The 25,417-nt window shown below is 64.8% G+C and carries 23 protein-coding genes; 9 read left to right on the top strand and 14 right to left on the bottom strand.

Annotated elements, in window-relative coordinates:
- Positions 1 to 28: 28 nt before the first annotated feature.
- Entirely contained in the window at positions 29 to 844 is an 816-nt protein-coding gene (locus tag LWC34_RS08940; protein ID WP_233724529.1) for an NAD(P)H-binding protein, read from the bottom strand.
- A gap of 81 nt (positions 845 to 925) precedes the next feature.
- Between LWC34_RS08940 and LWC34_RS08945 the strand changes: the two genes are divergently transcribed.
- Genes LWC34_RS08945 through LWC34_RS08960 form a run of 4 tightly spaced genes read left to right on the top strand, consistent with a single transcriptional unit; the run spans position 926 to position 7,884 of the window.
- A complete protein-coding gene (locus tag LWC34_RS08945) occupies positions 926 to 1,801 on the top strand; it encodes an AraC family transcriptional regulator (protein WP_233724530.1) in 876 nt (291 codons plus the stop codon).
- A complete protein-coding gene (locus LWC34_RS08950) occupies positions 1,798 to 4,842 on the top strand; it encodes an ATP-binding protein (RefSeq protein WP_233724531.1) in 3,045 nt (1,014 codons plus the stop codon). The genes LWC34_RS08945 and LWC34_RS08950 overlap by 4 nt, the downstream gene beginning before the upstream one ends.
- Entirely contained in the window at positions 4,839 to 5,390 is a 552-nt protein-coding gene (locus LWC34_RS08955) for an AfsR/SARP family transcriptional regulator (RefSeq protein WP_233724532.1), read from the top strand. The genes LWC34_RS08950 and LWC34_RS08955 overlap by 4 nt, the downstream gene beginning before the upstream one ends.
- The gene (locus LWC34_RS08960; RefSeq protein ID WP_233724533.1) at positions 5,365 to 7,884 is read left to right on the top strand and encodes an ATP-binding protein; all 2,520 of its coding nucleotides are present in this window, start codon (positions 5,365 to 5,367) and stop codon (positions 7,882 to 7,884) included. Before LWC34_RS08955 ends, LWC34_RS08960 begins: the two co-directional genes overlap by 26 nt.
- Here the strand turns inward: LWC34_RS08960 and LWC34_RS08965 are convergent.
- The 9 genes from LWC34_RS08965 to LWC34_RS09005 all read right to left on the bottom strand — a co-directional run bounded on the left by LWC34_RS08965 (position 7,868) and on the right by LWC34_RS09005 (position 15,895).
- Positions 7,868 to 8,014, bottom strand: coding sequence for a hypothetical protein (locus tag LWC34_RS08965; RefSeq protein ID WP_233724534.1), 147 nt, complete (start codon positions 8,012 to 8,014; stop codon positions 7,868 to 7,870). The two genes, LWC34_RS08960 and LWC34_RS08965, sit on opposite strands and share 17 nt — an antisense overlap.
- Positions 8,011 to 9,273: an alpha/beta hydrolase fold domain-containing protein gene (locus LWC34_RS08970; protein ID WP_233724535.1), complete on the bottom strand. Its 1,263-nt coding sequence runs from the start codon at positions 9,271 to 9,273 to the stop codon at positions 8,011 to 8,013. The genes LWC34_RS08965 and LWC34_RS08970 overlap by 4 nt, the downstream gene beginning before the upstream one ends.
- 332 nt (positions 9,274 to 9,605) lie before the next feature.
- Complete coding sequence (locus tag LWC34_RS08975) at positions 9,606 to 10,496, bottom strand: alpha/beta fold hydrolase (protein WP_233724536.1); 891 nt, start codon at positions 10,494 to 10,496, stop codon at positions 9,606 to 9,608.
- Positions 10,497 to 10,548: 52 nt separating this feature from the next.
- Positions 10,549 to 11,544, bottom strand: coding sequence for a TetR/AcrR family transcriptional regulator (locus LWC34_RS08980; protein WP_233724537.1), 996 nt, complete (start codon positions 11,542 to 11,544; stop codon positions 10,549 to 10,551).
- The gene (locus LWC34_RS08985) at positions 11,495 to 11,938 is read right to left on the bottom strand and encodes a GNAT family N-acetyltransferase (protein ID WP_233726390.1); all 444 of its coding nucleotides are present in this window, start codon (positions 11,936 to 11,938) and stop codon (positions 11,495 to 11,497) included. The genes LWC34_RS08980 and LWC34_RS08985 overlap by 50 nt, the downstream gene beginning before the upstream one ends.
- Positions 11,939 to 12,168: 230 nt before the next feature.
- Entirely contained in the window at positions 12,169 to 13,557 is a 1,389-nt protein-coding gene (locus tag LWC34_RS08990; protein ID WP_233722400.1) for an IS1380 family transposase, read from the bottom strand.
- A gap of 121 nt (positions 13,558 to 13,678) precedes the next feature.
- A complete protein-coding gene (locus LWC34_RS08995; RefSeq protein ID WP_233724538.1) occupies positions 13,679 to 14,128 on the bottom strand; it encodes a hypothetical protein in 450 nt (149 codons plus the stop codon).
- A 16-nt stretch (positions 14,129 to 14,144) separates the two neighbouring features.
- On the bottom strand, positions 14,145 to 14,789 hold the full coding sequence (locus LWC34_RS09000; RefSeq protein WP_233724539.1) for a response regulator transcription factor: 645 nt from the start codon (positions 14,787 to 14,789) through the stop codon (positions 14,145 to 14,147).
- Positions 14,786 to 15,895, bottom strand: coding sequence for a sensor histidine kinase (locus tag LWC34_RS09005; protein ID WP_233724540.1), 1,110 nt, complete (start codon positions 15,893 to 15,895; stop codon positions 14,786 to 14,788). The genes LWC34_RS09000 and LWC34_RS09005 overlap by 4 nt, the downstream gene beginning before the upstream one ends.
- A 22-nt stretch (positions 15,896 to 15,917) precedes the next feature.
- Between LWC34_RS09005 and LWC34_RS09010 the strand changes: the two genes are divergently transcribed.
- From LWC34_RS09010 to LWC34_RS09030, 5 genes are all read left to right on the top strand, one after another.
- The gene (locus LWC34_RS09010; RefSeq protein WP_250109437.1) at positions 15,918 to 16,520 is read left to right on the top strand and encodes a YceI family protein; all 603 of its coding nucleotides are present in this window, start codon (positions 15,918 to 15,920) and stop codon (positions 16,518 to 16,520) included.
- Positions 16,521 to 16,583: 63 nt separating this feature from the next.
- Positions 16,584 to 18,224 (top strand): 2,3-epoxybenzoyl-CoA dihydrolase, encoded by a 1,641-nt coding sequence (gene boxC / locus LWC34_RS09015; RefSeq protein WP_233724542.1) that lies wholly within the window; start codon positions 16,584 to 16,586, stop codon positions 18,222 to 18,224.
- Between the two features lies 1 nt (position 18,225).
- On the top strand, positions 18,226 to 19,647 hold the full coding sequence (gene boxB, locus LWC34_RS09020; RefSeq protein WP_233724543.1) for a benzoyl-CoA 2,3-epoxidase subunit BoxB: 1,422 nt from the start codon (positions 18,226 to 18,228) through the stop codon (positions 19,645 to 19,647).
- Between the two features lie 13 nt (positions 19,648 to 19,660).
- The gene (locus LWC34_RS09025) at positions 19,661 to 21,274 is read left to right on the top strand and encodes a benzoate-CoA ligase family protein (protein ID WP_233724544.1); all 1,614 of its coding nucleotides are present in this window, start codon (positions 19,661 to 19,663) and stop codon (positions 21,272 to 21,274) included.
- Complete coding sequence (locus LWC34_RS09030) at positions 21,264 to 22,100, top strand: amidohydrolase family protein (protein ID WP_233724545.1); 837 nt, start codon at positions 21,264 to 21,266, stop codon at positions 22,098 to 22,100. Before LWC34_RS09025 ends, LWC34_RS09030 begins: the two co-directional genes overlap by 11 nt.
- On the opposite strand, the gene LWC34_RS09035 is transcribed toward LWC34_RS09030, so the two are convergent.
- From LWC34_RS09035 to LWC34_RS09050, 4 genes are read right to left on the bottom strand one after another with little or no spacing between them, the layout of a single operon-like run.
- Positions 22,097 to 22,801, bottom strand: a complete 705-nt coding sequence (locus LWC34_RS09035) for an ABC transporter ATP-binding protein (RefSeq protein WP_233724546.1) — start codon at positions 22,799 to 22,801, stop codon at positions 22,097 to 22,099. The two genes, LWC34_RS09030 and LWC34_RS09035, sit on opposite strands and share 4 nt — an antisense overlap.
- Positions 22,798 to 23,547 (bottom strand): ABC transporter ATP-binding protein, encoded by a 750-nt coding sequence (locus LWC34_RS09040; RefSeq protein WP_233724547.1) that lies wholly within the window; start codon positions 23,545 to 23,547, stop codon positions 22,798 to 22,800. Before LWC34_RS09040 ends, LWC34_RS09035 begins: the two co-directional genes overlap by 4 nt.
- Complete coding sequence (locus LWC34_RS09045) at positions 23,544 to 24,530, bottom strand: branched-chain amino acid ABC transporter permease (RefSeq protein ID WP_233724548.1); 987 nt, start codon at positions 24,528 to 24,530, stop codon at positions 23,544 to 23,546. Before LWC34_RS09045 ends, LWC34_RS09040 begins: the two co-directional genes overlap by 4 nt.
- On the bottom strand, positions 24,527 to 25,417 hold the full coding sequence (locus LWC34_RS09050; RefSeq protein WP_233724549.1) for a branched-chain amino acid ABC transporter permease: 891 nt from the start codon (positions 25,415 to 25,417) through the stop codon (positions 24,527 to 24,529). Before LWC34_RS09050 ends, LWC34_RS09045 begins: the two co-directional genes overlap by 4 nt.

Consider the following 25,417-nt stretch of genomic DNA (forward strand, 5'->3'; position numbering starts at 1 on the left):
CCCGCCAAGGGGACGGGACGGCAGACCGCTACCACGTCGTGGTGTTCGCGAACGTCTTGAAGTCGCGGGGCGCCCGGCCGAGCGCACGGTCAACCCCGTCGGACACGTGGTCTTCAAGGCCGCGTTCGATCGCGCTGACCACTTCGGCGAAGTCCGCGGCGTCCTGTGGCGGCCAGCCGTCCCGAATGGACTCCGCGACGAACTCGTCCACAGTGAGCGGGACGTATCGAACCTGCCGGCCACCAGCCGCCGAGATCGCCTCCGCCGCCTCGGCCATGGTCACCGCCTGGGGCCCGGACAGTTCGTAGATCTCGCCCGCGTGCTTGTCCTCAGTCAGTGCTGCGACGGCCACGTCCGCGATGTCCTGTGCGTCGACGAACGTCACCCCACCACCGCCCGCGGGCAGCCGGAGTTCCCCGGCCTGCACGGCCGGGGCGAAGAAGCCCTCGCTGAAGTTCTGGGCGAACCAGCCGGGCCGCAGGATCGTCCACGGGATCTCCAGCTCCCGTACGGCTTTCTCGCCTTCGACGTGCGTCAGGCCGGTGGCGTTGGTGTCGCTGCCGTATTCCGGGTTGTCGACACCCCTGCCGGACAACAGCACGACCCGCTCGACCCCGTTGGCCACGGCCTTGTCCACGAACGCCCGGGTCAACGTCGTGCCGTCAAGGGGAACGACGAACACCGCCTTGACCCCAGCCAACGCCCGGTCCCACGTGGACTCGTCGAGCCAGTCGAAACCGGTCTGCCGCGCGCCAACCCGGGCGCTCACTCCCTGTTCTTCGAGCCGGGAGACCACTCGCTTGCCTGTTTTGCCGGTGCCGCCGAGCACCAATATCGGATCCATGCCGCTAGTCAAACCACGATCGGTGAGACGAGCCATGGCTGAAACGCTCGCTGCGATACGTGAGCGTCTACCCTTGACCGGGTGGACATGCTCGCGGACTTGCTGGACGGTGTTCGGGCCCGAGGTGCGCTGTTCAACCAGACATCGATGAACCCGCCGTGGTCGTTGCGGATCGAACTCGGCGTGCAGGTGACGCTGGCGGCGATGCTGCGCGGCCAGGCGTGGGTGATCAGCGATCAGCCGGTCGAGCTGGGCACGGGCGAGATCGCGATCATCAAAGGGCCGTACACGATCGCCGACGATCCAGGCACGCCACCGCAATACCTGGTCAGGAGCGATGACTACTGCATCACCGAATCGGACATCGCCGCGTGCCGGGTAACCGACAGCCCGGCATTACTGCTGAGCGGCGCGTATCCAGGCCCGATCAGCGAGCGGCTGCTCGACGCGCTCCCGCCCGTGGTCGTGGTGCGCTCGAACCCCCTGATCGATCTGATCACCGCGGAAATGGCGCTGACCAGGCAAGGGCAGCGGGTGGTGCTCGACCGGATGCTGGATCTACTGCTCGTGACGAGCCTGCGTACGTGGTTCGACGAGCACGACGCCCCGGTCTGGTACCGAACCGCGGACCCGATCGTGAGCGACGCGCTGCGGCTGATGCACGAAGATCCGGCACGTCCGTGGACCGTGGCTGACTTGGCGACCAAGATCGGCACATCCCGCGCAGCGCTCGCCCGCAGGTTCACCGCGCAGGTCGGCGAACCGCCGATCGCGTACCTCACCAGTTGGCGCATCGCGATGGCCGCGGACCTTCTTCGGGACACGGACGACACGGTCGCGTCGATCGCACGGAAAGTGGGGTACGGCAACGCTTTCGCGCTGAGTGCCGCGTTCAAACGGTTGCGCGGCAGCACGCCATCCGAGGTCAGGGATGTGGCGCTTAAGCTTGAGCGGTGACCGACTTGATCCTGCTGCCGCGCGTGGCCTTTCGTGGTCGGCAGATCAAGGGTGCCCGGCTGATCGGGTTGATCGCGCTACTCGCGGGCGACCTGCGCACCGGGTGCGGGATCGCGCGGCTGGTCGAGGGATTGTGGCCGGACAAGCAGCCAGAACACCCGGTGAACGCGGTGCAGGTCCTCGTGTCACGTGCCCGTGCGCAACTCGGCCCGGAGACCATCGTCAGCACAGCGACGGGCTACCGGCTCGCGCTCGCTGAGAACGAGGTCGATACCTCCACGGTGCTGCTCAGCGCGTCCGCCGCCAGCCGCGAATCCCGTGCGGGCGATCACGTGGCCGCGCTCGCGCATGCCGAGGCCGGATTGGCGTTGTGGGAAGAGGTACCTTCGGTCCAATCGTCTGACGATCCGTTGACCGCGCTTCGGGCCGAGCGGGTGCTGACGTACCAATCGCTTGTTCGAGTTCGTGCCCTGACCCTGTCCAGGTTGGGACGGCACGCCGCCGCCGTTGCGGATCTGACGGCCTTGGTGGCAGAGTCCCCTCGCGACGAGGAACTGCTGCTGGAGTTGTTGCGCTGCGAGCACGCCACGATCGGCGCGGCCGCGGCTTTGACACGATACGACGAGTATCGGCGGTTATTGCGGGACGAACTGGGCACTGACCCTGGCCCGGCCTTGCAAGCCATGCACCAGCAGTTGCTGGAAGGACGGTCGCCTACTGTCCGATATGGAGTGCTGTACGACGCAAACCCTTTGCTGGGCAGGTCGTCTGACATCGCAGCTGTGACTTCGTTAATGCGTACGTCAAGAGTGACGTCCATTGTCGGGACAGGCGGTTTGGGCAAGACGCGGCTTGCGCACGTCGTGAGCAGGCAGGCAGATCAGCGCGCTGTGTATTTCGTCCCGTTTGTCGGACTTGCCGAGGGTGTTTCCGCAGCGGTCGAGTCCGCAGTGGAGACCACGGACCTGGCCAACGCGCTCAGCGGAGCGTTGCTGGTCCTTGACAACTGTGAGCATGTCCTAGACGAGGTCGCGGACCTGGTGCGGACCTTGGTGTCGTCCACTGAGGACGTGCGTGTGCTGACGACCAGTCGTGCGCCGCTTGGTCTGTCCTCCGAGGCTGTCTACCTGTTGCCAGAACTGGACTTGCCGGTCGCTGTCGAGTTGTTCCGGCAGCGCGCCACTGCTGCCCGCCCTGGCGTCAGCTTGCCGAGTGAAGCAGTGGAGCAGTTGTGCCGCAGGCTTGATGGCCTTCCGCTCGCGTTGGAACTGGCGGCCGCGCGGGTGCGGGTGATGTCCGTCGAGGAGATCCTCCACCGGCTGAGTGACCGGTTCACGTTGCTGCGTGGAGGAGCGCGGGACTCGCCCGAACGGCACAAGACGCTGCAGTCCGTTGTCGAGTGGAGCTGGCAGTTGCTCGACCCTGCCGGGCAGGCGGCTTTGCCTGTGCTGTCGGTGTTTCCTGGCGGTTTCACCGCTGAGGCCGCGGCACACTTGCTCGGTTCCGACGACGTGCTCGAACATTTGGTGGACCACTCGCTGCTCAAGGTGGTCGAGACCAAGGCCGGAACTCGGTTCCGAATGTTGGAGACGGTCCGCGAGTTCGGTGCGTTGCGACGTGGTCCGGACGCCCTCGCGCGATTCCTCGCATGGGCAAGGGACTTCGGGCGTGCCAACTACGAGTCGTTATTCTATACCAATCCTTATGCTGGAGCCGATCTCATCCGGTCCGAGCAGGACAATCTGCTGCACGCGTTGCGCATCGGGCTCGCGACCGACGACGCCCCAACCGTCGCGGCAACGGCCGCCGTGCTCGCGGCATTGTGGACGGTCGAGTCGAACTATCCGAGGCTGCACACGCTGAACAAGCAGATCGCGTGGATTCTCTCGCACTACCACCCGGAACCCGAATTCGTCGACGTGACAAGGGCGGCTGCCGTCCTGTGCACCTCGAACCTGTTCGCGGTCGAAGGACCCCAGCCAAGCCGCGTCTTGCTTGTGCTGCGCAGGCTGCCTGCTGAACCAGTTGGCAACAGTCCGCTGCGGGCAGCCTCGCTCGCCCTTGCCGCCGCGCCGGAATATTGGGCGGACAACCAGGCTACGCTGAAAGCGTTGTGTGATCACACGAATCCACTTGTGGCGGGATTCGCCAACGGCGTCGCCAGCTATGTTTACCGAGGGTTGAATGACCTTGAGTCGGCGGTCACGGCGGTGGACCGCGCGATCAAAGCGTTGTCCACAACGGATTGTCCGTGGTTACAGGTCGCCGCGTTCGGGGTGGGCGCCGGGATGTGCTTCCACGCGGGCCTGTCGGCGAAATCGCGGGCGTACATGCAGATGTCGTTGCCGTTGCTTGAGCGGCTGGGCGCGTGGTCGGACGTCGCCCAGATCCGCTGGGGAATGGTCCAGGTCAACCTGCACCTCGGCGAGATCGACGAAGCCGAACGATGGCTGGCGCTGACGGCGCTCAACAAGGCCGACGACATCATCAACGGGTTGCTGCCCGTTGCCGGTGCCCGTGCCGAGATCGCGCTGGCGCGTGGTGAGATCGACGCTGGGCTGCGCCAGTGGCGGCGTGCCGTCGAACAGATGCGCAACGCCAAGTCCAGGACGTTCACTGTCGAAATACCAGGCATGGCGCCATGGGTATTGGAACACGAGGCCATCGCCATCGTGGCGCACGCTCAGTACGGCAGGCTCGACCTCGTGGCGGATCTGGTCGGCACGTTGCCGGGCAAACTGGTGACGTTGCTGAAAAACCCGACAACCGCGCCATCGCCCTACATTGTCGACCACGCGCTGATCGGCGTCGTGCTCATCGCACTGTCCTATGTGAACCTCGGCGACGCGCCACGGATGGTCGCATTGGCCCAGCGGTTCCAGTACCTGGGCGGGTTTCAGCCGACCATGTCCGTCCCGCGTGTCCGTCAACTGCCTGACAGTGTGGACACACAGGCCTATGAGCAGGCGGTCGCGGAGTTCGCGACCATGCGTACGATCGATCTTCGCCCCGCAGTGCTGGCCATGTTGGAGGCGCGGTGACCGAGCTGGTTCTACTGTCGCGAGTGGAGTTTCGCGGCAGACAGATCAATGGTGCCCGGCTGATCGGCCTGCTCGCCATGCTGGCCCGCGACCTGCGCACCGGGTGTGGGCTCGTCCGGCTGGTCGACGGCCTGTGGCGGGACAAACGGCCGGAAAATCCGATCAACGCGGTTCAGGTTCTTGTCTCAAGGGCTCGCTCGCAACTCGGGCCGGGTGTTATCGTCAACACATCGACCGGTTATCGGCTCGCACTGTCCGAAACGGACGTTGACGTGTCAGTGGTGGTGTCCAGTGCTTCCGATGCCGCTCGGCATTCACGGAATGGCGACCACGCGACCGCGCTCATGCATGCCAAGGTGGGACTGGCTTTCTGGGCTGAGCCGCCGTCGATCGAGCCGGGCGAGGATGCTCTTTCGGTACTGCGTGCCGAGCGGGCGGATACGTACCAATCACTTATTCGGATACACGCGCTGTCGCTCTCGCCTGAGCCGCTACGCCGAAGCGCTCTCGGCGCTGTCTCCTTTGGTCGCCGACCATCCGCGCGATGAGGAACTCCTGTTGGAGCTGTTGCGCTGTGAGGAAGCCATTGTCGGCCCTTCGGCGGCGGTGGCTCGGTACGAGGGCTACCGAAGATCACTGCGCGAAGAGCTCGGTACCGAGCCTGGTCTGAGACTGCGCTCACTGCACCAGCGGTTGCTGCAAGGGCAGGCACCAGCTGTCCGATTTGGAGTGCTGCACGACCCCAATCCTTTGCTGGGCAGAGAAGACGATGTCACCGCTGTGTCGAAGCTGCTTGGGGCCTCGCGAGTGACCTCTATCGTGGGCATCGGCGGGCTCGGCAAGACCAGGCTCGCACACGTGGTGAGCAGACATGCCGAGCAACGAGTCGTATACTTCGTGTCGTTGGCGGGTATCACATCGGGAGTGCTGGCCGAAGTTCAGTCCATAGTAGACAATGTCGATGTCGTGCAGGCACTAGGCAGTAGTCGCGCGTTGTTGGTGCTTGACAACTGTGAGCATGTCCTCGACGAGGTCGCCGATCTTGTCCATAGGCTGATGACACAGACCGAAGATGTCCGAGTGCTGACGACCAGCCGTGCGCCACTGGGATTGTCTGCCGAAGCCGTGTACCCGTTGCCGGAACTGGATTTGCCGACCGCAGTCGAGCTGTTTACACAGCGCGCCCTGGCCGCCCGTCATGATGTGACGCTTCCCAGCGCTGTCGTGGAAGAGTTGTGCCACAAGCTCGACGGGCTCCCGCTAGCGCTGGAACTGGCCGCGGCGCGGGTGCGTGTGATGTCCGTGGAGGAGATCGCTAGTAGACTGGCAGATAGGTTCACGTTGCTGCGCGGGGGAGCGCGCGATTTGCCGCATCGGCACCATACGCTTTCGGCGGTCGTCGAGTGGAGCTGGCAGCTGTTGGACCCGGCTGGACAGGCAGCATTGCCAGTCCTGTCGGTGTTCCCCGGTGGTTTCACAGCTGAGGCTGCGGCACACCTGCTCGGGTCGGACGACGTGCTCGAACACCTGGTGGCCCATTCTCTGCTCAAGGTTCGGGAGGACAAGGCGGGTACGCGGTTCGTGATGCTGGAGACGGTCCGCGAATTCGGTGCGCTGCGCCGTGATCCGGCAGTCACGACGTCGTTCCTGGCCTGGGCAAAGGACTTCGGCATCACGTACTTCGAAGCTCCTTTCCTCAGTGGCTCTGTTGCCGCGGTCGAGACGATCCGGGCCGAGCAGGACAACCTGATGCACGCGATGCGCCTCGGGGTCGCGCTTGGTGACGCTCCGACCGTAACCGCGACAACTGCCGCGCTCGCCGCGTTGTGGGTGGCTGAGTCCAGCTATCAGCGTGTAGCCGCGCTGACCAATGAGACGGCGTGGATGTTGTCGCACTACCAGCCCGAGCCGGAATTGGTCGACGCTCTGCTGGCGGCCTCCGCGTTGTGCATTTACGGCTCTTTCGCGACGGTAGGCGCTCGCGCGGGACGGTCGTTGTACAACCTCCGCAGGCTTCCTGTCGGCGATCCTGGTGACAGCGTGGTTCGCGCGTCTGCGAAAGTGCTGGCGTCCGCACCGGAGTACTGGGGCGACGAGTACAGCTCGCTGGAGAAACTGTGCGCCGACCCGCACCCGTTCGTTGCCGGGTTCGCCAACGTCCTGTTCAACTACCGATACGGGTCTGTGAAGGACCCGGGTCGTGCGATCGCCTCGGCGAAACGCGCGGTCGAGGCGTTCTCCCCGGTCGATCACCCTTGGCTGCACACCGCCGCGCGGTCGTATCTGGGCAGTACCTATTTCCACTGCGACCAATTGGCGCAGGCGAAGGAGTACATGCTCGCCACATTGCCCTTCCACGAGCAGATGGGGGCAACCTGGCAAGTCGCCCAGATCCGCTGGGCCATGGTCGCGATCAGCCTCGGCCTCGGTGACATCGACGAGGCCGAGCACGGGCTGGCGCTCACGGCATTGAACGGGGTCGACGACTTCGCTGGTGAACTGCTGCCCGGGCCGGGCTTGCGCGCGGAGGTGGCGCTGGCGCGTGGCGACATCGACACCGGGTTGCGGCGCTGGCGGCACGCCATCGACCAACTCGGCACCCAGCGTGGGGAAGGTTTCCTCGCCACCACCCCAGGGTTGGAGGTGTGGGTACTGGAATGCCGCGCTGCGGCGGTGGTGGCGCATGCCCAGCATGGCAGGCTCGACTTGGTCGCTGACGTGGCCGCGGGTCTGCCGGACACGTTGGCAGGGTTGCTGACCGAACGATCGACCTCGTCGGCCGCGTCTGTTCAGGACATCCAAGTGATCGGTGCGTTGCTCGTCGCGCTGGCCTACGTCAACCCGGAACGTGCGCCGCGGATGATCGCTTTGGCCGAGCGGTGCCATTACTTGCGCGGCTATCGGCCGACCATGGCTTCGGATCGGGTGCGATCGCTGGCCGAACGCGTGGACAAGGCTACATATGGGGTGCCAGTCACGGAGTACGCGGCCCTGGCGGATGACGAGCTACGGTCAGCGGCTTCGCTTATCCCAACCCGCTGAGCAGAGGTGCCCAGTGCGGATCGGACAGCCTGGCATCGTTCAACTCCGGATGGCCGCGGACCACGCGCTCGGACACGGCGTGATGGGTCGCGACGGCTACGAGGAGCTGTTCGGCGTTCCGCTGCGTCAACGCGTCGAGAATGGCGAGCCGGATCGGCCTGATATCCCGATCTCGGCGGTCAGCGTGCTGGAATCCGGCCCGTAGACATCCGTGATGACAGTGATCACGACGCGATCGAGCATCCGTGACAGCGCGCCCAAGAGCGGATCGTGCGTGGCGTCGACGAACGTCACCAGGAACCGCTCAACCTGCGGGCCGAGCACGCCTGCCGTCTCACCCGTGATCCCGTCGATCGCTTCCCTGAGCGCGTTGATGTCGTCCTCGGTCGCACGCTCGATCGCAAGCGTCGCGGCATGACCGTGCAGGACTCCGGCGAGGCACACGACATCCGTGACCCCGGAGTGCTCGAACCTGAGGAGCATGCCGAGGGAGGTGCCTACGACACCGGACGCGGACCCGGTGACGTAGGCGCCACTGCCATGCTGGATCTCGATCAAGCCCATCAGGCTCAATCCACGGACCGCCTCGCGGATGGTGTTCACGCTGACGCCGTATCGCGCGGCGAGTTCCTTCTCGGTCGGCAGCCGCTCACCCCGCGCGATCTCGCCAGCACAGATCTGGTCACGCAACATGGCGAAGATCTGGTCGGAGGCGCGAGTACGAAGCGGAGCACCCTCAAGCATCTGGCTCTGGTAGACGAACGGATCGCCTCCCGACGTGACCAGAAAGGTTGGGGGAGCGTCCCTGAAATCCTTGCGACGCAATGGGCTCAGCCGTGGGTCGCCCAGTGGCACGCCGCCCGCGTACAGTTCGGCGACGCCGTCGAGGACTTCTTGCTCATTGTTCGTGACGAGGCTTTCAGGCAGGTGGTCGTCGAGGCCGAACAGACCGCTGACCAGGATCTCGCCAGCGAGATTTCGGTTGGCGGTCACGGTCGCGAGGTTGGCGCCGACACTGTCGCCACCGAGCGCGATACGTTTGGGATCGCCGCCGTATTCTTCGATGTTCTTGCGGGTCCAGGCGATGGCCGCGTTGGCGTCTTCGAGGGCGGCCGGAAAGAGGTGCTCCGGGGCGAGCCGGTAGTCCACGGACACCACGACGCACGGACCCCGGGCAGCCACCTCCCGGCAGAGCACGTCGGACGCCTCAAGATCGCCTCGGACAAAAGCGCCACCGTGCAGGTAGACAAGGACAGCGGTGTTCGTGTCCTCAGTGGAGCGGCAGATCCGCACACCTGGCGGCCGGACTTCGGTTATCTCGGCGATGTCCCTGCGTGGGCCTGGGTCGAAGCCCTTTGGTTCGGCGCGGAATTCCTGGACGTCAAGCACTGCGCAGCACTTCCTTCCGATCAGCCAAAAGCAAGGCCGTTGCGGCGACGCCGCCGATCAGGCAGCTGATGGCGATGTACCAGGCGACCACCCAGCCGCTGCCCTACACGGTCACCAAAGTTTGAGCGACGACAGGCGCGGCGCCACCGCCAAGCACACTGCCGATGTTGAAAGCGAACGAACTGGCCGCGCGTCTTCTCCGCGGGCCGCCCCTAACCATCACCGGCTCGATCCGTGGCTACCCTTGTCCCCGCAGAGCGCGAACGCTTCGGCCCATGGCTATATCGGTAAAGCCTGCGAGGTCGGGCAGCCCGTTGGCTCGCTCTTGGCCATCAGTTGGTGCGAGTGCGGTCGACAAGGTCGCGGATTGCTGCGACTACTTCGTCTGCGGCGTCGATTGTGAGGGTGGTGTGGGACGCGTGGTCGACGACGCGGTGTTCGCCGCGTGGGACCGAGCGGGCGATGGCTGCGGCGAGTGCGAGTTTGCCGTCGTTGATCTGCTGGACCTGTTCCTCGGTGACGAAGAGTTCTTGTCCGGGGTCGGCGCTGAGGGCGGTCATCACGATCAATGGGACGTCGGGGAAGTCGCCGTGGTCGCGCATCTCGTCCGCGAGTTGGGCGAGGTTGGTGCGTTCGGTCGCGCCGATTTTGAACCACTCGTCGGACAGGTGTTTCTCGATGAGCAGGTCGCGAAATCTCGGGTTCCAGTCGGTGAGACGCTGCCGGAGTACTTCGCGCAGGAAGTCGAGCAGTTCCGGCGTGAACTCCGGGTCTTGGTGCTGCTCGGGGACTTCTGCCAGACGCGAGCCTTCGGGTAGATAGTTGTCCCAATCCTCGTGCAAGGCTTCGAGTAGCAGCAATCCGGCTATCTCGGCTGGGAAGAGTTGCGCGTAGCGGCGGGCATAAGCGCCGCCGAGCGAGTGCCCGACAAGGATGTATGGCCCGTCGATCTTGGCAGCTTTGAGCAGGTTTCGGAGTTCGAGGGTTGGTTCGGTGGCGTTGCGGGGTGGGGCGGCTGGATCACTCCAGCCGGTTCCGGCCCGGTCGTAGAGCACGCTGGTGGTGAACCGGCTGACGCGTTCGTGGATGTTGAGGTAGTCCAAGCCGACCATGGTCTCGGCGGGAAGGAACACCGCGGGTGGTCCGTCGGTGCCGTTCTTGTGCAAAGCCAGTCGCCGACCGCTGACCTCGTATAACTGGCCAAGTGGTGGCGTGGTGGACACTTGTGGCTCCCTCGGACTGATCGACTGGATCCGAGGGTGACGCCATCGCCTTTCATCGAGCTTTCAGCAGGTCCGCCTGTGCCGCTGCGAGGGTGATCGCTGCGGCGTGACCTGCGGTTTTCTCGTTCACCGGGACGCCGGTGACGACCAGGTCAAAGAAGATCGGCGCGAGCAGCGTCTGCACCAGCACCGCAGGGTCGACGTCTGCTGGCAGCTCGCCACGATCGACCGCGGCGGTGATCATGGGCGCCGCTCGTTGGGGACCGGCTTCGTAGAGCCTCCGGGGTATCTCAGCGATCTGCGGAATCCTGGCCGCGTCCGACAGCAGCACAGCGAGGATGGCGCGGCCGGTTGCGCTGGTTATCCAGTCGATGAACGAACTTGCGAGGCCGCGCAGATCCTCCTCGATCGAACCGGTGTCAGGAATCGGGATGTCCATCTCGGCGTGCTCGGTCATCGTGTCGAGGAGCAACGCCTGCAGATCGCCCCACCGCCGGTAGATCGTCGTCTTGTGCACGCCGGTGCGGCGCGCGATGTCCTCGACGGTGAGATTGGCGTAGCCCTTGTCGGTGAGTTTGGTCAGAGCGGCCGCGAGTACGGCTGTCTGCGCCCAACTGGCCGCGTCGCCTTCCTTGCTGGTGGCGCGCTCGAACCTGACAGTGACAGCATGGCCGCGTTCGAAGCCTTGTCTTCGTTTGTGCCCAGGCCTGCGCGTGAATTTGAGGACACCACCCCGAGCCTCGCCGCACTGTCCGACCCTGTCTACGCCACGAAGGTATTCAGCGAGGCAGGATTCGGCGCCGTCGTCGTCGAAATCCGAGAAACCGTTGCCATTGCTGGCAAGGACGCTGCCTACACGACTGACTTCATCCTCACGTGGGGTCCGGTTCGCTACGCGTTGGAGCAGGCTTCCGTCGGTGACATGCCGGAAATCCGCGTCGCGCTCCGGCCGCTCGAAACATCGTCGGGCGTGCGATGGACCTCCGATGTTGTCTTGATCACGGCTCGAGCGGAATCGAATACTGGATGAAGCCTTTGTTCTCGGCAACCTTGTCGTAGAGCAGACGTGCCGTGTGATTGTCCTGCTTGGTGTGCCAGTAAAGCTGGACGCACCCTTGGCTGGTCCCCCATTCCTTGACGGCGGCGATTAGTTGCCGGGCAACACCTTTCCCGCGCGCCTCCGGAGATGTGAACAAATCCTGCAGGTAGCACACATCGGCGGAGGTGGTGCTCGGGTGGACGAAGAAGTGCACGATACCCACGATTTCCCCGTCGACCTTCGCGCCCAACGCGTGCATCCGTTGACCGGCCTGGAATTCGGCCCATGCGTCGTCGTAGAACCCTGGCGGCATGGTGTCGCGGCCGTAGAAGGCGTTGTATTCCGCGAACAGCCGCTCCCACGCGGGGCGGTCGGCCGGTGCCAAAGCGTTGATGGTGATCATTCGTTCCCCAGTGATCGGTCCGCTGTAGCTCGACGCTATCGCGGCCAGGTCGAAGATGTGAGGCAACTTAGCCTGAATCCACCGATAGACCTTGTGTTGATCTTCCGGGGTGTTCTGGTCATGTGTGGATCTTGGGTTTTGGTGGTGGGCATGGTGAAACGGCTGGCTTGTCCAGCGTGTCCACGGGAGGTCTCCGGTCGGGCCCTGGCGGGCGGGTGGTGAAGAAAAGGTCAGGCGGCGGGTGGGCTGGCGGCGGTGTGCAGGGTGGTGAAAGCCTCGGCCCAGGGCCAGTGCTCGGGTAGGTGCAGGACCGGGCGGCCTTGAGGGCGGGCAAGGCGGGCTGGGACGCAGACGAGGTGTTTGCGCAGTGTCGCGCCGCGGGCTTTGGCGTGGAAGGTGCTGGTGAGGCTGCCTGCGGCGCGCAGCAGGTTGTGGGCGAGGGCGGTGCAGACGACCCACGCGGCGTTGGCGTCGAACTGCCCCGATGGCAGATGCGCCAGCGGGCCGTCGATGAGGTCGGCGAAGGTCGTTTCGACGATCGCGTGCTGCCGGTGGGCGAGATCAGCGTCTACTGTGGATAGTTCGGTGTTGGTGAAGAACGCGTGGTAACGCCAGATCGGGAACAGGGCGTTCTCGGAGTTCTTGTCCTTCACCCGGCGTACCACCAGCCGGGCGGTGATGACGTGGCGGGTTCCGGCGAAGGCGGTATAGCCGGTCTCGGCGACCTCGGCGTCAGAGATCAGCTCGCCGGTATCGGGATCTTCCACCGAACCCGGGTAGCGCACCGCGACCCACGCGTCCTCGGCGATCGCCGTGATGGCGGCCTGGATTGACGGGTTGGTCGCCACGGTGATCGAGAACATCGCCCCGGCGCGGCGTGCGGCACTGACCACTGTGCCGGCGTAGTAGGCGGAATCGCCGCGGACCAGGATCCGTCCCGCGCGTGCCCCGGCGGCTTTCGCAGTGTTCAGGGCTTGGGTCAGTAACCTCGCCGCGCCCCGCGCGGAACCGGCGTTGCCTGCCCGCAGACGGATCGCGGCGACGAGGGGTGCGGCCAGCCGGGTGGAGATCGTGACCACCAGCGGCGAGAGCCCTCGCAGCAACAATTGGTAGCCACCGACTTTGGCCGGCCCGAACCGCGCACCTCGTTTCTGGGTGCCGTACACGCGGCGCAGCAGCGAGTCGATGTCCACAAAGGTCATCTGATCCGCCCCGGCCAGCACCGGGGTCTTCGCCGCCAGCGACACCAGCATCGCGCGCAGCACCGCGGCCAGTTGCAGCGCATGGCCGTGGGTGAACGAGCGCAGAAACGATCCCAGCGTCGAGGGCGCGTACACCCCGGTGAACAGACGTTTCATCCCGCCGTGGCGGATCACGTCCAGGTCATCGATACAGTCCGCGCCCGCGAGCATCCCCGCGACGATCGAGGCGACCTTGCCTGCCGGGCTGGCCCCAGTCGACGGGATCGGAGCGTTCGTGATCTCTACCTTCTGCGCTACCAGTTCCGACATGCCCGCCCGCTCGGCCAGCGCCATCACCGGCACGATCCCGGCGCAGGACACGAGATTCTCCTCATCGAACCGCACCGCCGCCCGCGACCACCTGTGCGATAATTTCACTGAAAGTGCCTTCCATCCCCGGGTGATAATCGAGCCTCAGTAACTCGTATTATCGCAGGTCAGAAGGCACTTTCACTTGTAACACGCCGCCCCGAACACCCACTCATCAGTGGATTCAGGCTTAGGTCGCGGCGATGTTCAGGGGGCGGCCAGGGTCGTAGTGCGCACGGCGGCGAGGAGCGAGATCACCAGTACTGGCTTTGGAGCCGACGCGGTCGGCCGCGCGGCCGCCGACGATCAAGCCGACGTTGACCACGAGCAGGAAGCTCAATGCTGAGCCGAGCGGGAAGTTGGTTGGCGCATGATCTGTGCGGTCCGGCCATGCAATACCAGGTATTCCACTGATTCGGGTAGGTAGCGCAGTGCCAGCGGGATGATGATCGGGAGCGGGCGGCGCCGACAGGTACGTCATCTGCCAGCCCACGGCGGGGATCAGTGGGATTGCCAGTGAGGCTGCCGGAATGCCGCCGACTTCGTCGCCCGACCGCGTGATCGTATAGGTGGTGTGCTGGGTGTAGGTAGGCGGTGATGGCGCTTCGCGGTGGCGGGTGGTTGTTTGCTCTGTCAGCAAAGGTCTGCGTCCTTTGTCAGCAAAGGTTTGCGTCGTGGGCGAGGAGGGCGATTTGGGTGCGGTTGCCTAGGTTGAGTTTGGTGAGGATGCGGGTGATGTTTGCTTTCACTGTTGCGGTGCTGAGGTGGAGTTCGGTGCCGATCTCTGCGTTCGTTTTGCCTTGGCCGACGGCGACTGCGACATCGTGTTCACGCGGGCTGAGGTCGCCCAGTGTTTTTCGGGCCTTGGTGTAGTTCTCGGCTGAGTTGGCGGCACGGTCCATTAGGCGTCGCGTGATGTGGGGTGACAGGATCGGTTCACCCGCTGCGACACGCACGACGGCGTTGACGATGGCTGACGGCAGCGCGTCCTTGAGCAGGAAGCCGCTCGCGCCGGCTCGTAGTGCTCGTAGGACGTTGTCGTCGGTGTCGAACGTGGTCAGCACGATCACCTCGGGTGGGTTGGGGCGAGCGCGGGCATGCTGGGTGGCATCGATTCCGTTCATCCGCGGCATCCGGATGTCCATCAGCACGACGTCGACAAGGTGGGCGTCCAGAACCCGAGGTACGTCGATGCCGTCGGCGGCTTCGGCGACGACTGATATGCCGTCGGAGCCGTCGAGCATCATGGTGAGTCCGGTGCGGACTACAGCGTCGTCGTCGACGATGAGCACTCGGATCATGTCGGCCACGGCAGCAGTGCGTGCAGGCGGAATTCTCGTGCGGTTACCTCGTGGTCGAGTTTTCCGCCTGCGAGTCGTACGCGTTCGGTCAGGCCGATCAGGCCGGTGCCAGTGCCTGGGAATGTGGGTGTGTCCGCGTGACACAAGGGGTTGGTCACTTCGATGATCAAGTTTCGTCCTGGGTTGCCATTGATGTCGATCTTCACCGGTTGACCCGGTGCGTGTTTGCGGGCGTTGGTCAAGGCTTCCTGCAGGACGCGATAAGCCGTGCGGCTCGTCGCGCCAGGGACCTCGGTGACGTCGCCATTGACGTCGACCGGTGTACCGACCGCGCGGGATTCCTCGACCAGGGTGGGTAAGTCGTCCAACACGGGCACTGGGCGGTCCGTGTTTTCGGGGGACGACTTATCACGTAACACCGTGATCACGTCTCGAAGCTCGTCGAGGGCCTGATGTACGCCCGATCGGATGACCCCAGCGGCTTGGGAGAGCTTCTCCGGCGCGAGATCCGGCCGGTACTCCAGTGCTCCCGCGTACGTGGCCAGCAATGACAATCGGTGGGCGAGGACGTCGTGCATCTCGCGCGCGATTCGGGTGCGTTCAGCCGCTCTGGCCTCGAGAATGCGTCTGCCTTGTTCAGCCTCGGCGCGCTCGGCCCGTTCCCGCAACGACGCGATGACCTGACGGCGTGCTTGGGCCAACGCGCCCCACCCGAGCAACCCGAGATGGGTGATCACGACCAGCACCATCCACCACGCGAAGGACAGGCCTGGCAACGGGTGCCAGGCGAACCGCACGGCGTGCGCGGCGATACCGAAGACGGCGACCCCAAGGGCGGCAGGGAATGGCTGTCTCGAGGAAACCTGCAACGTTCCTATTGTCGAAGGTGGCGTGGCGGTCGGGGAGATGGCTGCTAGCACAGCGAGCACGAGCGCTGTGGCGACAGGCCAGCGGAACAGCAACGGTACCAACGCACACGCGATGATGCCGATCGCGATGTCCAGCGCGACAAGGGAACCAGACGCGTATTCGCCGTACCCGGTCGCCACTGAGCACACCCCGACCAGAATGGTGATCAGGGTGATGTGCCGTCCGCAGAGATCCACGCTGGCGAGCCTAGGACGTGCGGTGATTCGTGGCATAGCGACCAAAGTTCACATCGCTATCGACTATTGGTCGATGCGGGAACGCGCCGCCCGGCGGCAGGCTCGCCACATGACACAACGCGGCAGCACACTCCCCAGTCCGGTCGTCGGCGACTACCGCATCGACCGCGCCCAGTCCAAGATCGAGTTCACTACCCGGCACATGTTCGGCCTTGGCAAGGTGCGGGGCAGTTTCGAACTGCGTGACGGTTATATCTATGTAGCCGATCGAATCGAGGAGTCCGCGGCGCGCGCGACGATCGCGGCGGACAGCATCGACACAGGTAATTCCGTGCGGGACGCGACGGTCCGTCGGCAGTACCTCGACGCGGCGAACCACCCTGACATCGGCTTCGCGTCGACGCGGGTGGAGAACACGGACAAGGGCTGGGTCCTGCACGGCCAGTTGACAGTCTGTGGCCAGACGCGGCCGGTCGACTTACCCATCACTACGGTGGACAACGGACTGCGCGTCACAGCCATCTGCGTGGTCGACCGCTACGCCTTCGGCATCACCAAGATGAAGGGGATGACCGGGCGCCGGCTCATGTTCACTCTCGATATCGTGGCGAATCTTTCTACTTAATGTTGACGACTTAGTAGAGTTCTGTAGACAATGGTGCGGTACCTTCGTAGCCGAGGAGGCGACATGGACGTGTCCTTCGACGCGCACCCGGGCAGCTATCGGCACTGGAAGATGCGCACCGAAGGGGACATCGCCTGGCTGGTCCTCGATGTCGACGAGACCGGCGGCATCGTCCCCGGTTACGAGCTCAAGCTGAACTCCTACGACCTCGGTGTGGACATCGAGCTCTACGACGCGACGCAACGGCTGCGGTTCGAGCACCCTGAGGTGCGCACGGTGGTCGTGACCAGCGGCAAGGACAAGGTGTTCTGCGCGGGTGCGAACATCCGGATGCTGGCTGCCTCCGCGCACGAGTGGAAGGTCAACTTCTGCAAGTTCACCAACGAGACCCGCAATGCCATGGAGGATTCGGCCGGTCAGACCTACCTGGCCGCGGTCAACGGATCCTGTGCCGGCGGTGGGTACGAGCTGGCGTTGGCGTGTGAGCACATCCTGCTGGTCGACGACAACTCCTCCGCGGTGTCGCTGCCCGAAGTGCCGCTGCTCGGCGTCCTGCCTGGAACGGGCGGTCTCACGAGAGTGGTCGACAAGCGCAAGGTCCGCAAGGACCTGGCCGACGTCTTCTCCACGAGGCCGGACGGGGTGAAAGGCAAGACAGCGCTCGAATGGCGTCTGGTGGACGAGCTCGCCGCGCCCCGCCAGTTCGAAGAGGCAACGCGTCAGCGTGCGGCTGAACTCGCGGCCAGGTCGAACCGGCCGCAGGACGCCAAAGGTATCGAGCTGACCCCGCTCAACCGGGAAGCAACCGAAGACGGGATCCGCTTCGAGCATGTCACCGCGGACTTTGACAGGTCGACCTCCTCGGTCGTCATCACTGTTCGGGCACCGCGGACACCAGCGCCGTCCGCGGTGTCCGATGTCGACGCGTCGTTCTGGCCGCTCGCGGTCACCCGCGAGCTGGATGACCTGATCCTTCGGTTGCGCACCAACGAATCGACGCTTGGAACGTGGATCATCAAGACCGATGGGGACGCCGGTGCGGTCGACGCGTACGAGAAGCTGCTGAGAGACAACCAGGACCACTGGCTGGCCGACGAGATCCTGCGTTACTACAAGCGCACGCTGAAACGGCTCGACGTCACCAGTCGCAGCCTGATCGCGCTGATCGAGCCGGGTAGCTGCTTCACCGGCATGCTCGCCGAGCTGGCCTTCGCGGCCGACCGCCAGTACATGTTGGACGGCCCGCCGGTCGACGACGAGGACAGCCCGCTGCGTGCGGAACTGCGGCTGACCGAGGCCAACTTCGGCCTCTTCCCGATGGGCAACGGCATCTCCCGGTTGGAGTCACGGTTCTACGGCCATCCGGACCACATCGAGTGGCTGCGCAAGGAGACCGATCGGCCGCTCACCCCGGCTGAGGCCAACGAGCTCGGTCTGGTCACCGACATCCCCGACGACATCGACTGGGAGGACGAGATCCGGATCGCGATCGAAAGCCGCGCCTCGCTGTCCCCGGACGCGTGCACCGGCCTCGAGGCCAATCTGCGGTTCACCGGTCCGGAGACGACCGAGACCAAGATCTTCGGCCGGTTGTCGGCCTGGCAGAACTGGATCTTCAACCGGCCGAACGCGTCTGGGGACGAAGGGGCGCTCCGCCGCTACGGCACCGGTCAGAAGGCGATCTTCGACAGGAAACGAGTCTGAGATGTCCACCTCGATCAACTACGAGGACAAGATCCCCAACAATGTGGACCTGTCATCCGACCGCCGCCTGCAGCGCGCGTTGGAGGGCTGGCAGCCGAAGTTCATGAACTGGTGGGGCGAGATGGGCCCGGCGTTGGAGACGCACGGCGTCTATCTGCGTACCGCCGTCAGCGTCGGCCGGGACGGCTGGGCGCACTTCGACCACGTGAACGTGCCGGACTACCGATGGGGCATCTTCCTCGCCGAACCCAAGGCGGATCGGCGGATCGCGTTCGGCGAGCACAAAGGACAGCCGGTCTGGCAACAGGTTCCCGGTGAGTACCGGGCTGATCTGCAGCGCCTGATCGTGATCCAGGGCGACACCGAACCGGCCTCGGTCGAACAGCAGAAACTGCTCGGCCTGACCGCGCCCAGCCTGTACGACCTGCGCAACCTCTTCCAGGTCAACGTGGAGGAGGGCAGGCACCTCTGGGCAATGGTTTACCTGCTGCACGCCTACTTCGGCAGAGAGGGCCGGGAAGAGGCGGAAGCGTTGCTGGTGCGCAATTCCGGCAGTCCGGACTCGCCGCGTATCCTCGGTGCGTTCAATGAGGAGACTGCGGACTGGCTGGCGTTCTACATGTTCACATACTTCACCGACCGGGATGGCAAGTACCAGCTCGGTACGTTGAAGGAGAGCGCCTTCGACCCGCTGTCGCGAACCTGCGAGTTCATGCTCAAGGAAGAGGCACACCACATGTTCGTCGGCACCACTGGTGTCGACCGCGTGGTGACCCGCAGCGCCCAGCTGATCCGCGAGCACGACACGTTGGACATCGGCAAGCACGGCGGCATCCCGCTGGACATCATCCAGAAGTACATCAACTTCCATTACACGGTGTCGCTGGATCTGTTCGGCAGTGAGACGTCCACCAACGCGGCCAACTACTTCACCGCCGGGCTCAAGGGCCGGTGGATGGAGGAGCGGCGCAAGGACGACCACCAGCTCACCGAGCACGGCATACAACTGGACCGGCCGAACGCCGACGGGACGTGGACGAACGACGAGCTCTCCGCACTGCTGGCGCTCAACCTCGACCTGCGCGGCGAGTACATCTCCGACTGTCAGAGTGGCATCAAGCGGTGGAACAAGATCATGGCCGACGCCGAACTGGATTTCCGGTTCGCGCTGCCGCATGTCGGGTTCAACCGCCACGTGGGCATGCACGCCGGGTTCCACATCACCCCGGACGGCTCGATCGTGGATGAGGCGACCTGGCAGAAGGGGCGCAAGAAGTGGCTGCCGACCAGCGAAGATCTCGCTTTCGTCCGGTCGCTGATGCATCCGGTGTACGAACGCGGCAAGATCGCTAGCTGGGTGGCGCCGCCGACCAACGGGATCAACAACAAGCCGTTCGACTACGAGTACGTGTACTTCCACTAGGAGGACGGACGACATGACTGCGGTGCCATCGGCTGTATCACCAGCGAAGCCAAGCAGCATGCCGTTCAACGCTGCCGAATACCTGGTGGACAGGCACGTCAAGGCCGGGCGCGGTGAGCGCCTGGCAGTCGTGGCCAGTTCCGGTGCCCTGACCTACCGCGAACTGTCCGAAGAGGTGAAACGCAGCGCAGCCGCCCTCCGTTCGATCGGTGTCCGGCCGGAAGAACGCGTGATGCTCTGCATGGCCGACGACATCCAGTTGCTGGCGGGCATCCTCGGTGCGATGTACATCGGGGCTGTCCCGGTGCCGACGTCGACCATGTTCACCGGGCCGGAGTTGGGCAAGGTTCTGGCCGACTCACGCGCGCGGGTGCTGTCGGTGTCCGCCGAGTTCGCGGAGGTTGCCCAGGTAGCTGTGGCCGCTGCGCCCGAGGTGACCGATGTCCTGCTGGACGCCGAGGTGCCGTTCAAAGCCCGCCGGGGTGTGCGTGTCCAGCAGTGGCTGGACCTTGAGGGAGACAGCCCGGCCAGACCGTACGACACCTGGCAGGACTCACCGGCACTGTGGCTGTACACCTCAGGCACGACCGGGCTGCCGAAAGCAGCCATGCACCGGCATTCCAGCATCCGGATGGTCGCCGAGGCGTATGGCAAGGGTGTACTGGACATGGGGCCGGACGACCGGTGCCTGTCCGTGGCCAAGCTGTTCTTCGCCTACGGCATCGGCAATTCGTGCTTCTTCCCGTTCGCTGTGGGTGCCAGTGCGATCCTGGAACGGGCGAGGCCGACGCCGCAGCTCGTCGCCGAACACGTCAAGTCCGAGCAGCCGACGCTCTTCTTCGCGGTGCCCACGTTCTACTCGGCGTTACTGCACAGCGACATTCCCGACGACACGTTTGCCGGTGTCCGGCAAGGGATCTCGGCAGGCGAGGCGCTGCCACCGGTGCTGTACCAGCGGATCAGGGACCGGTTCGGCCTCGAAGTCCTCGACGGGATCGGCTCGACCGAGGCGTTGCACATCTTCCTGTCCAACCGTCCCGGTGCGGTGCGTCCCGGATCATCGGGTGTCGCGGTCCCCGGTTATGACGTCGAACTGCGGGACGAGCAGGGCAGCGTGATCACGCAGGCAGGCAAGGCGGGCGACCTGTATTTGCGTGGATCCTCAGTGGCCACCGGATATTGGTGCCGTGCGGAGACCACCCGGCAGGTGTTCCAAGGCGAGTGGTTGCGCACGGGTGACACGTACATGCGCAATGAGGACGACACGTACAGCTGCCTCGGGCGTTCCAACGACATGCTCAAAGCCGGTGGGATCTGGGTTTCGCCCGCCGAGGTGGAGGAGCGGCTGCTCGAGCACCCGAGTGTGGCCGAGGTCGCGGTGGTCGCCGCACCTGATGCCGACGGGCTCGACAAGCCAGTTGCCTGCGTGGTCCCGGTTGCAGGTGCGGCGGTCGATGCTGATGAGCTGATTGCCTGGTGCCGTGACGGTTTGGCGTCGTTCAAACGGCCGCGCGAAGTGGTCCAGGTCGAGGAGCTGCCGAAGACTGCGACCGGTAAGGTCCGGCGCAATGTGTTGCGGGAGCACGTATACGGAACGTTGACGGCGGAGCCTGCTCATGCTGGTTGACGCACATATGCACGTGCCAAGGCTGTCCACGCTGAAGCCAGCGTGGATGGAGTGGGCGGCCGAGTTCTCTTGCGGCTATGCGTGGCGCGATGCGTACGACGAGTCCGGTGATCCCGTTCCCGCGAAGCTCGACGCTTTGCTGGAGTCCGAGGGCGTCGACCGGGCGCTGTTGTTCTGCGAGTACAGCCCGAGGGCAACAGGAATCCAGACCATCGACGACCTGCTGCCGATCAGGGACTACAACCCGGACCGGTTTCGATTGGTGGCCAACATAAATCCCCACCTACACCACCCGATAGCGTCCGAAGTGGAGCGTCAGCTGGATCTCGGCGCGGTCGCGTTGAAGATCCACCCGGTACACGCCGGATTCTCGCCGGACGATCCGCAGATGCGCTCGGCGTACGAGGTCTGCGTCGAGCGCGGGGTGCCGGTGATCATCCACTCTGGAGTGTCCAGCTTCCCGGGATCGCAGTCCAAGTACGGCAATCCGGAACTGATGCTCGGCGTGGTCGAGGAGTTCACCGGCCTGAACTTCGTGTTCGCGCACGGTGGCCGAGGCTGGTGGTACGACACGGCCGCGTTCCTCGCGCTCGCCAAACCCAACGTGTGGCTCGACCTCGCAGGCCTGCCACCCAAGAAACTTCCGGAGTACTACGCCCGCTTCGACCTCAGCCGCCTGGCCACCAAGTGGATCTTCGGCACCGACTGGCCAGGCGTCCCCGGCGTTCGGCGCAACGCCGACGCCATCGCCGAGATCGGCCTGCCAGCAGACGTCATCGAAGGCGTCCTGTCCGGCAACGCGATGAAGGTCTTCCCCGGCCTTTAGGCCACACCAAGCAAGCGATGGGCCGTGGTCGGGTCGGAGCGGAACGACTCGGTATCAGTGCGGTGCACGATCACACCACGATCCATCACGGCGATCTCGTCGCACACCGAGAAAGCCAAGTGCAGATCCTGTTCGACCAGCAGCACGGCAACACCTTCCGCGCGCATCCGGCGAATGACGTCCATGATGGACTCAATGATCGCGGGCGCGAGACCGTCCGAGGGTTCGTCAAGCAGGACCAGGCGTGGGTTGGTCAGCAGGGCTCGAGCGATCGCGAGCATCTGCTGTTCCCCGCCGGACAGCGAACCTGCGGGTTGCCGGATGCGTTCCGCGAGCCGGGGAAGAAGTTCAAGCACAGTCTTGGTGGTCCATGTGCCAGGTCGGGCGTGCCGGGTGGCGAGCTTCAAGTGTTCGCCGACCGTGAGCGGCGCCCAGACGCGGCGGCCTTGGGGACAAAGGGCGACACCGGCCCGAGCGATCTTATGTGGACGGTGGGGCATCGGTGAACCGTCCAGCAACACGTTCCCAGAACTCAAGGGCACAAGGCCCATCAACGTCATGATCAGAGTGGATTTCCCGACGCCATTGCGGCCAAGCAGCCCGAGCGTCGCGCCGGTGTCCAGGGTGAGGTCGACGCCGTCAAGCACAGTGCTGCCCGCGTAACCAGAACGCAGTTGGTTGACTTCGAGTAGCGGGCTCATCGGAACAACTCCTCCCGGCTGCCCGCGCCAAGATAAGCCTGGCGCACTTCCTCACTCGCCTTGACCTCGGCCGGATCACCGGAAAGCAATACGCGCCCGAGGTTCAGCACAGTCACGGTGTCGGCGAGCTCGAACACCAGGTCGAGGTCATGTTCGACGAACAAAACCGTGATCGCGGAAGGCAAGCTGGAAACAAGCGCGACGAGCCGGGCACGTTCGGCCGCGGACATCCCGGCCGCGGGTTCGTCGAGCAGCAGCAACTTGGGCCGACACGCCAACGCCAACGCGACTTCGAGCTGCTTACGTTCACCATGAGACAACGAGCTGACGGTCACTGAGCCACGACCAGTGAGTCCAACCTGGTCAAGCAGGGAATCGGCGCGTTCGTGGACCGACCGTTGCCTGCTGGGCAGCCACGAGATCTTGCCTTCATGCCGTTGCACTGCGAGCACGATGTTCTCCGCAGCCGACATCGTCGGAAAGAGGCTGGCGTGCTGCAGCGTCTGGCTGATGCCCAGGCGGCACCGCCGCACTTCAGACGCCTTGGTGACGTCCTGACCGGCGAGCTCGACCCGGCCGCCGTCACTCCGAAGCAGGCCGGTGATCAGCTTGAACAGCGTGCTCTTGCCCGCGCCGTTCGGCCCGATCAACGCATGTCGCGCGCCATCGGACACGGACAGCGACACGTCATCGACGGCTTTCAGAGCGCCGAACTGGCGGCGCAAACCGTGGCACTGCAATGTCATTGGCGCCGCCTCCGCAAGATCCCCGCCGCGCCGCGTGGCAGGACATAGACAACGGCGATGAATACGAGGCCGAGGAGCAGTGCGCCATGTCCGTCGAGACTGGGGCCGATCGCGTCTCGGATGATGATCACGAGCGCGGCCCCGAGAACAGGCCCCCACAACGTCCCGGCGCCACCAATGATCACAGCCAGCAACGCCAAAGCCGCCGTCGCGAAACCAAGATCAGCAGGCGTGACGAGACGTTGTTGCGCCGCAAGCAAAGCACCAGCCATTCCAGCGATCGACCCGGCGAACACGAACACCGCGTACTTGTAGATCCGTGTCGGGTAGCCCAACGCGCGCATCCGAGGCTCGTTGTCACGGATGCCCCGAAGCGCCGCGCCAAAGGGAGAACGACTGACGATCCAGACGATCACGAAACCCACAACGAACGCCGCGAACACGTACCAATAGATGTAGCCGGACAGCAGCAGCGGTTCGCTGCCGACCCGAGCTGGCGGGATTCCGGCCATTCCGTTGGCGCCGCCGGTCACTGTCTCCCAGGTCTGCGCGAGCTGGTGCAGCAGTTCACCGATCGCCAACGTGAGCATCAGGAAGAACACGCCGTGTGCACGGACCGTGATCCAGCCAGTGAGCGCGGCGCCGACAGCACCAGCCACAGCACCGACGAGCAACGGGGCCGGGATGGCGCTGGTGACGTTGATCGACACCCATCCGGCCGCGTACGCGCCGATGCCGAAGTACGCGGCATGCCCGAGCGACGGCAGGCCGGAGACGCCGACAAGCAGATCCAGGCTCACCGCGAGCAACCCGAACACCAGGATCCGGCTCAACGTACTCGTGGCGAACGGTGCCAGGAACATCGGCGCTAGCGCCAGAACCACAGCGACCACGGCGAGAATCGCCGGAGTCAGCCAGCGCCGCGACCGAGTGGTGTCGGGCTCGACGGTCACGGGTGCCTCTGACGGCGCTGTCCGAGTCATGACCGCACCCCAACCTTGCCGCCGAACAGACCCTGCGGCCTGAGCACCAGCACCAACGCCAGCGCGCCGAACAAGATGAACGACGCGCCATCGGGAAACAACGTCCGGCCGAGCGAGTCGATCTGGCCGATGACCAAGGCGCCGAGCAACGCCCCGCGTACCGACCCGAGCCCACCGATGACGACCACGACGAGCGCCAGGATCAGGACGGTCGAGTCGAGCCCCGGCCGGGCGCCGTAAATTGGCCCGCCCAAAACCCCAGCAACCGCCGCAAGCATCGAACCAAAAGCGAAAACGCCGACCCGGATCAGCCGGTTGTCCACGCCAAGCGCCGCCACCATCTCGCGATCCGCGACCGTCGCACGAACCAACGCGCCAAGCGATGTCCGCTCGACGGTGAAGTACACCGCGATGGCCAGCACCAAACCGATCCCGATCAACACCAGGCGGTACGTGGGATAAGCCGCCCCGAGCACCGGCACGGAGTCGTCCAAACCTGGCGGCGCACCAACGGGAAGCGGGTCGTCGCCGTAAACCATCACGAGAACCTCGGCGACGACCAACGTGACACCGAGCGTCAGCAAGGCTTGATCAAGATGCGAGCGTTTGCGCAGCGGTTCGGTCATCGCCGAGAGCAACCCGCCGCCCGCCAGCCCCAGAACTGCGGCAAGGCCAAGCGCGCCAAGGAAACTGCCCCACGTCGCGTCCCCACCGATCAGGGCGGCCCCAACGTACGCCCCGACGAGGAAGATCGCGCCGTGTGCCAGGTTCAGCACGTCCATCATGCCGAACACCAGCGACAGCCCGACCGCCACGATGAACAGCAGGAACCCGATGGCGAACCCGTTGATGACGCCGACAAGATTGGCGTCCAGCCACGCGCCCAT

The organism is Kibdelosporangium philippinense, from assembly GCF_021390435.2.
In the GTDB taxonomy this organism is placed as follows: Bacteria; Actinomycetota; Actinomycetes; order Mycobacteriales; family Pseudonocardiaceae; genus Kibdelosporangium; species Kibdelosporangium philippinense.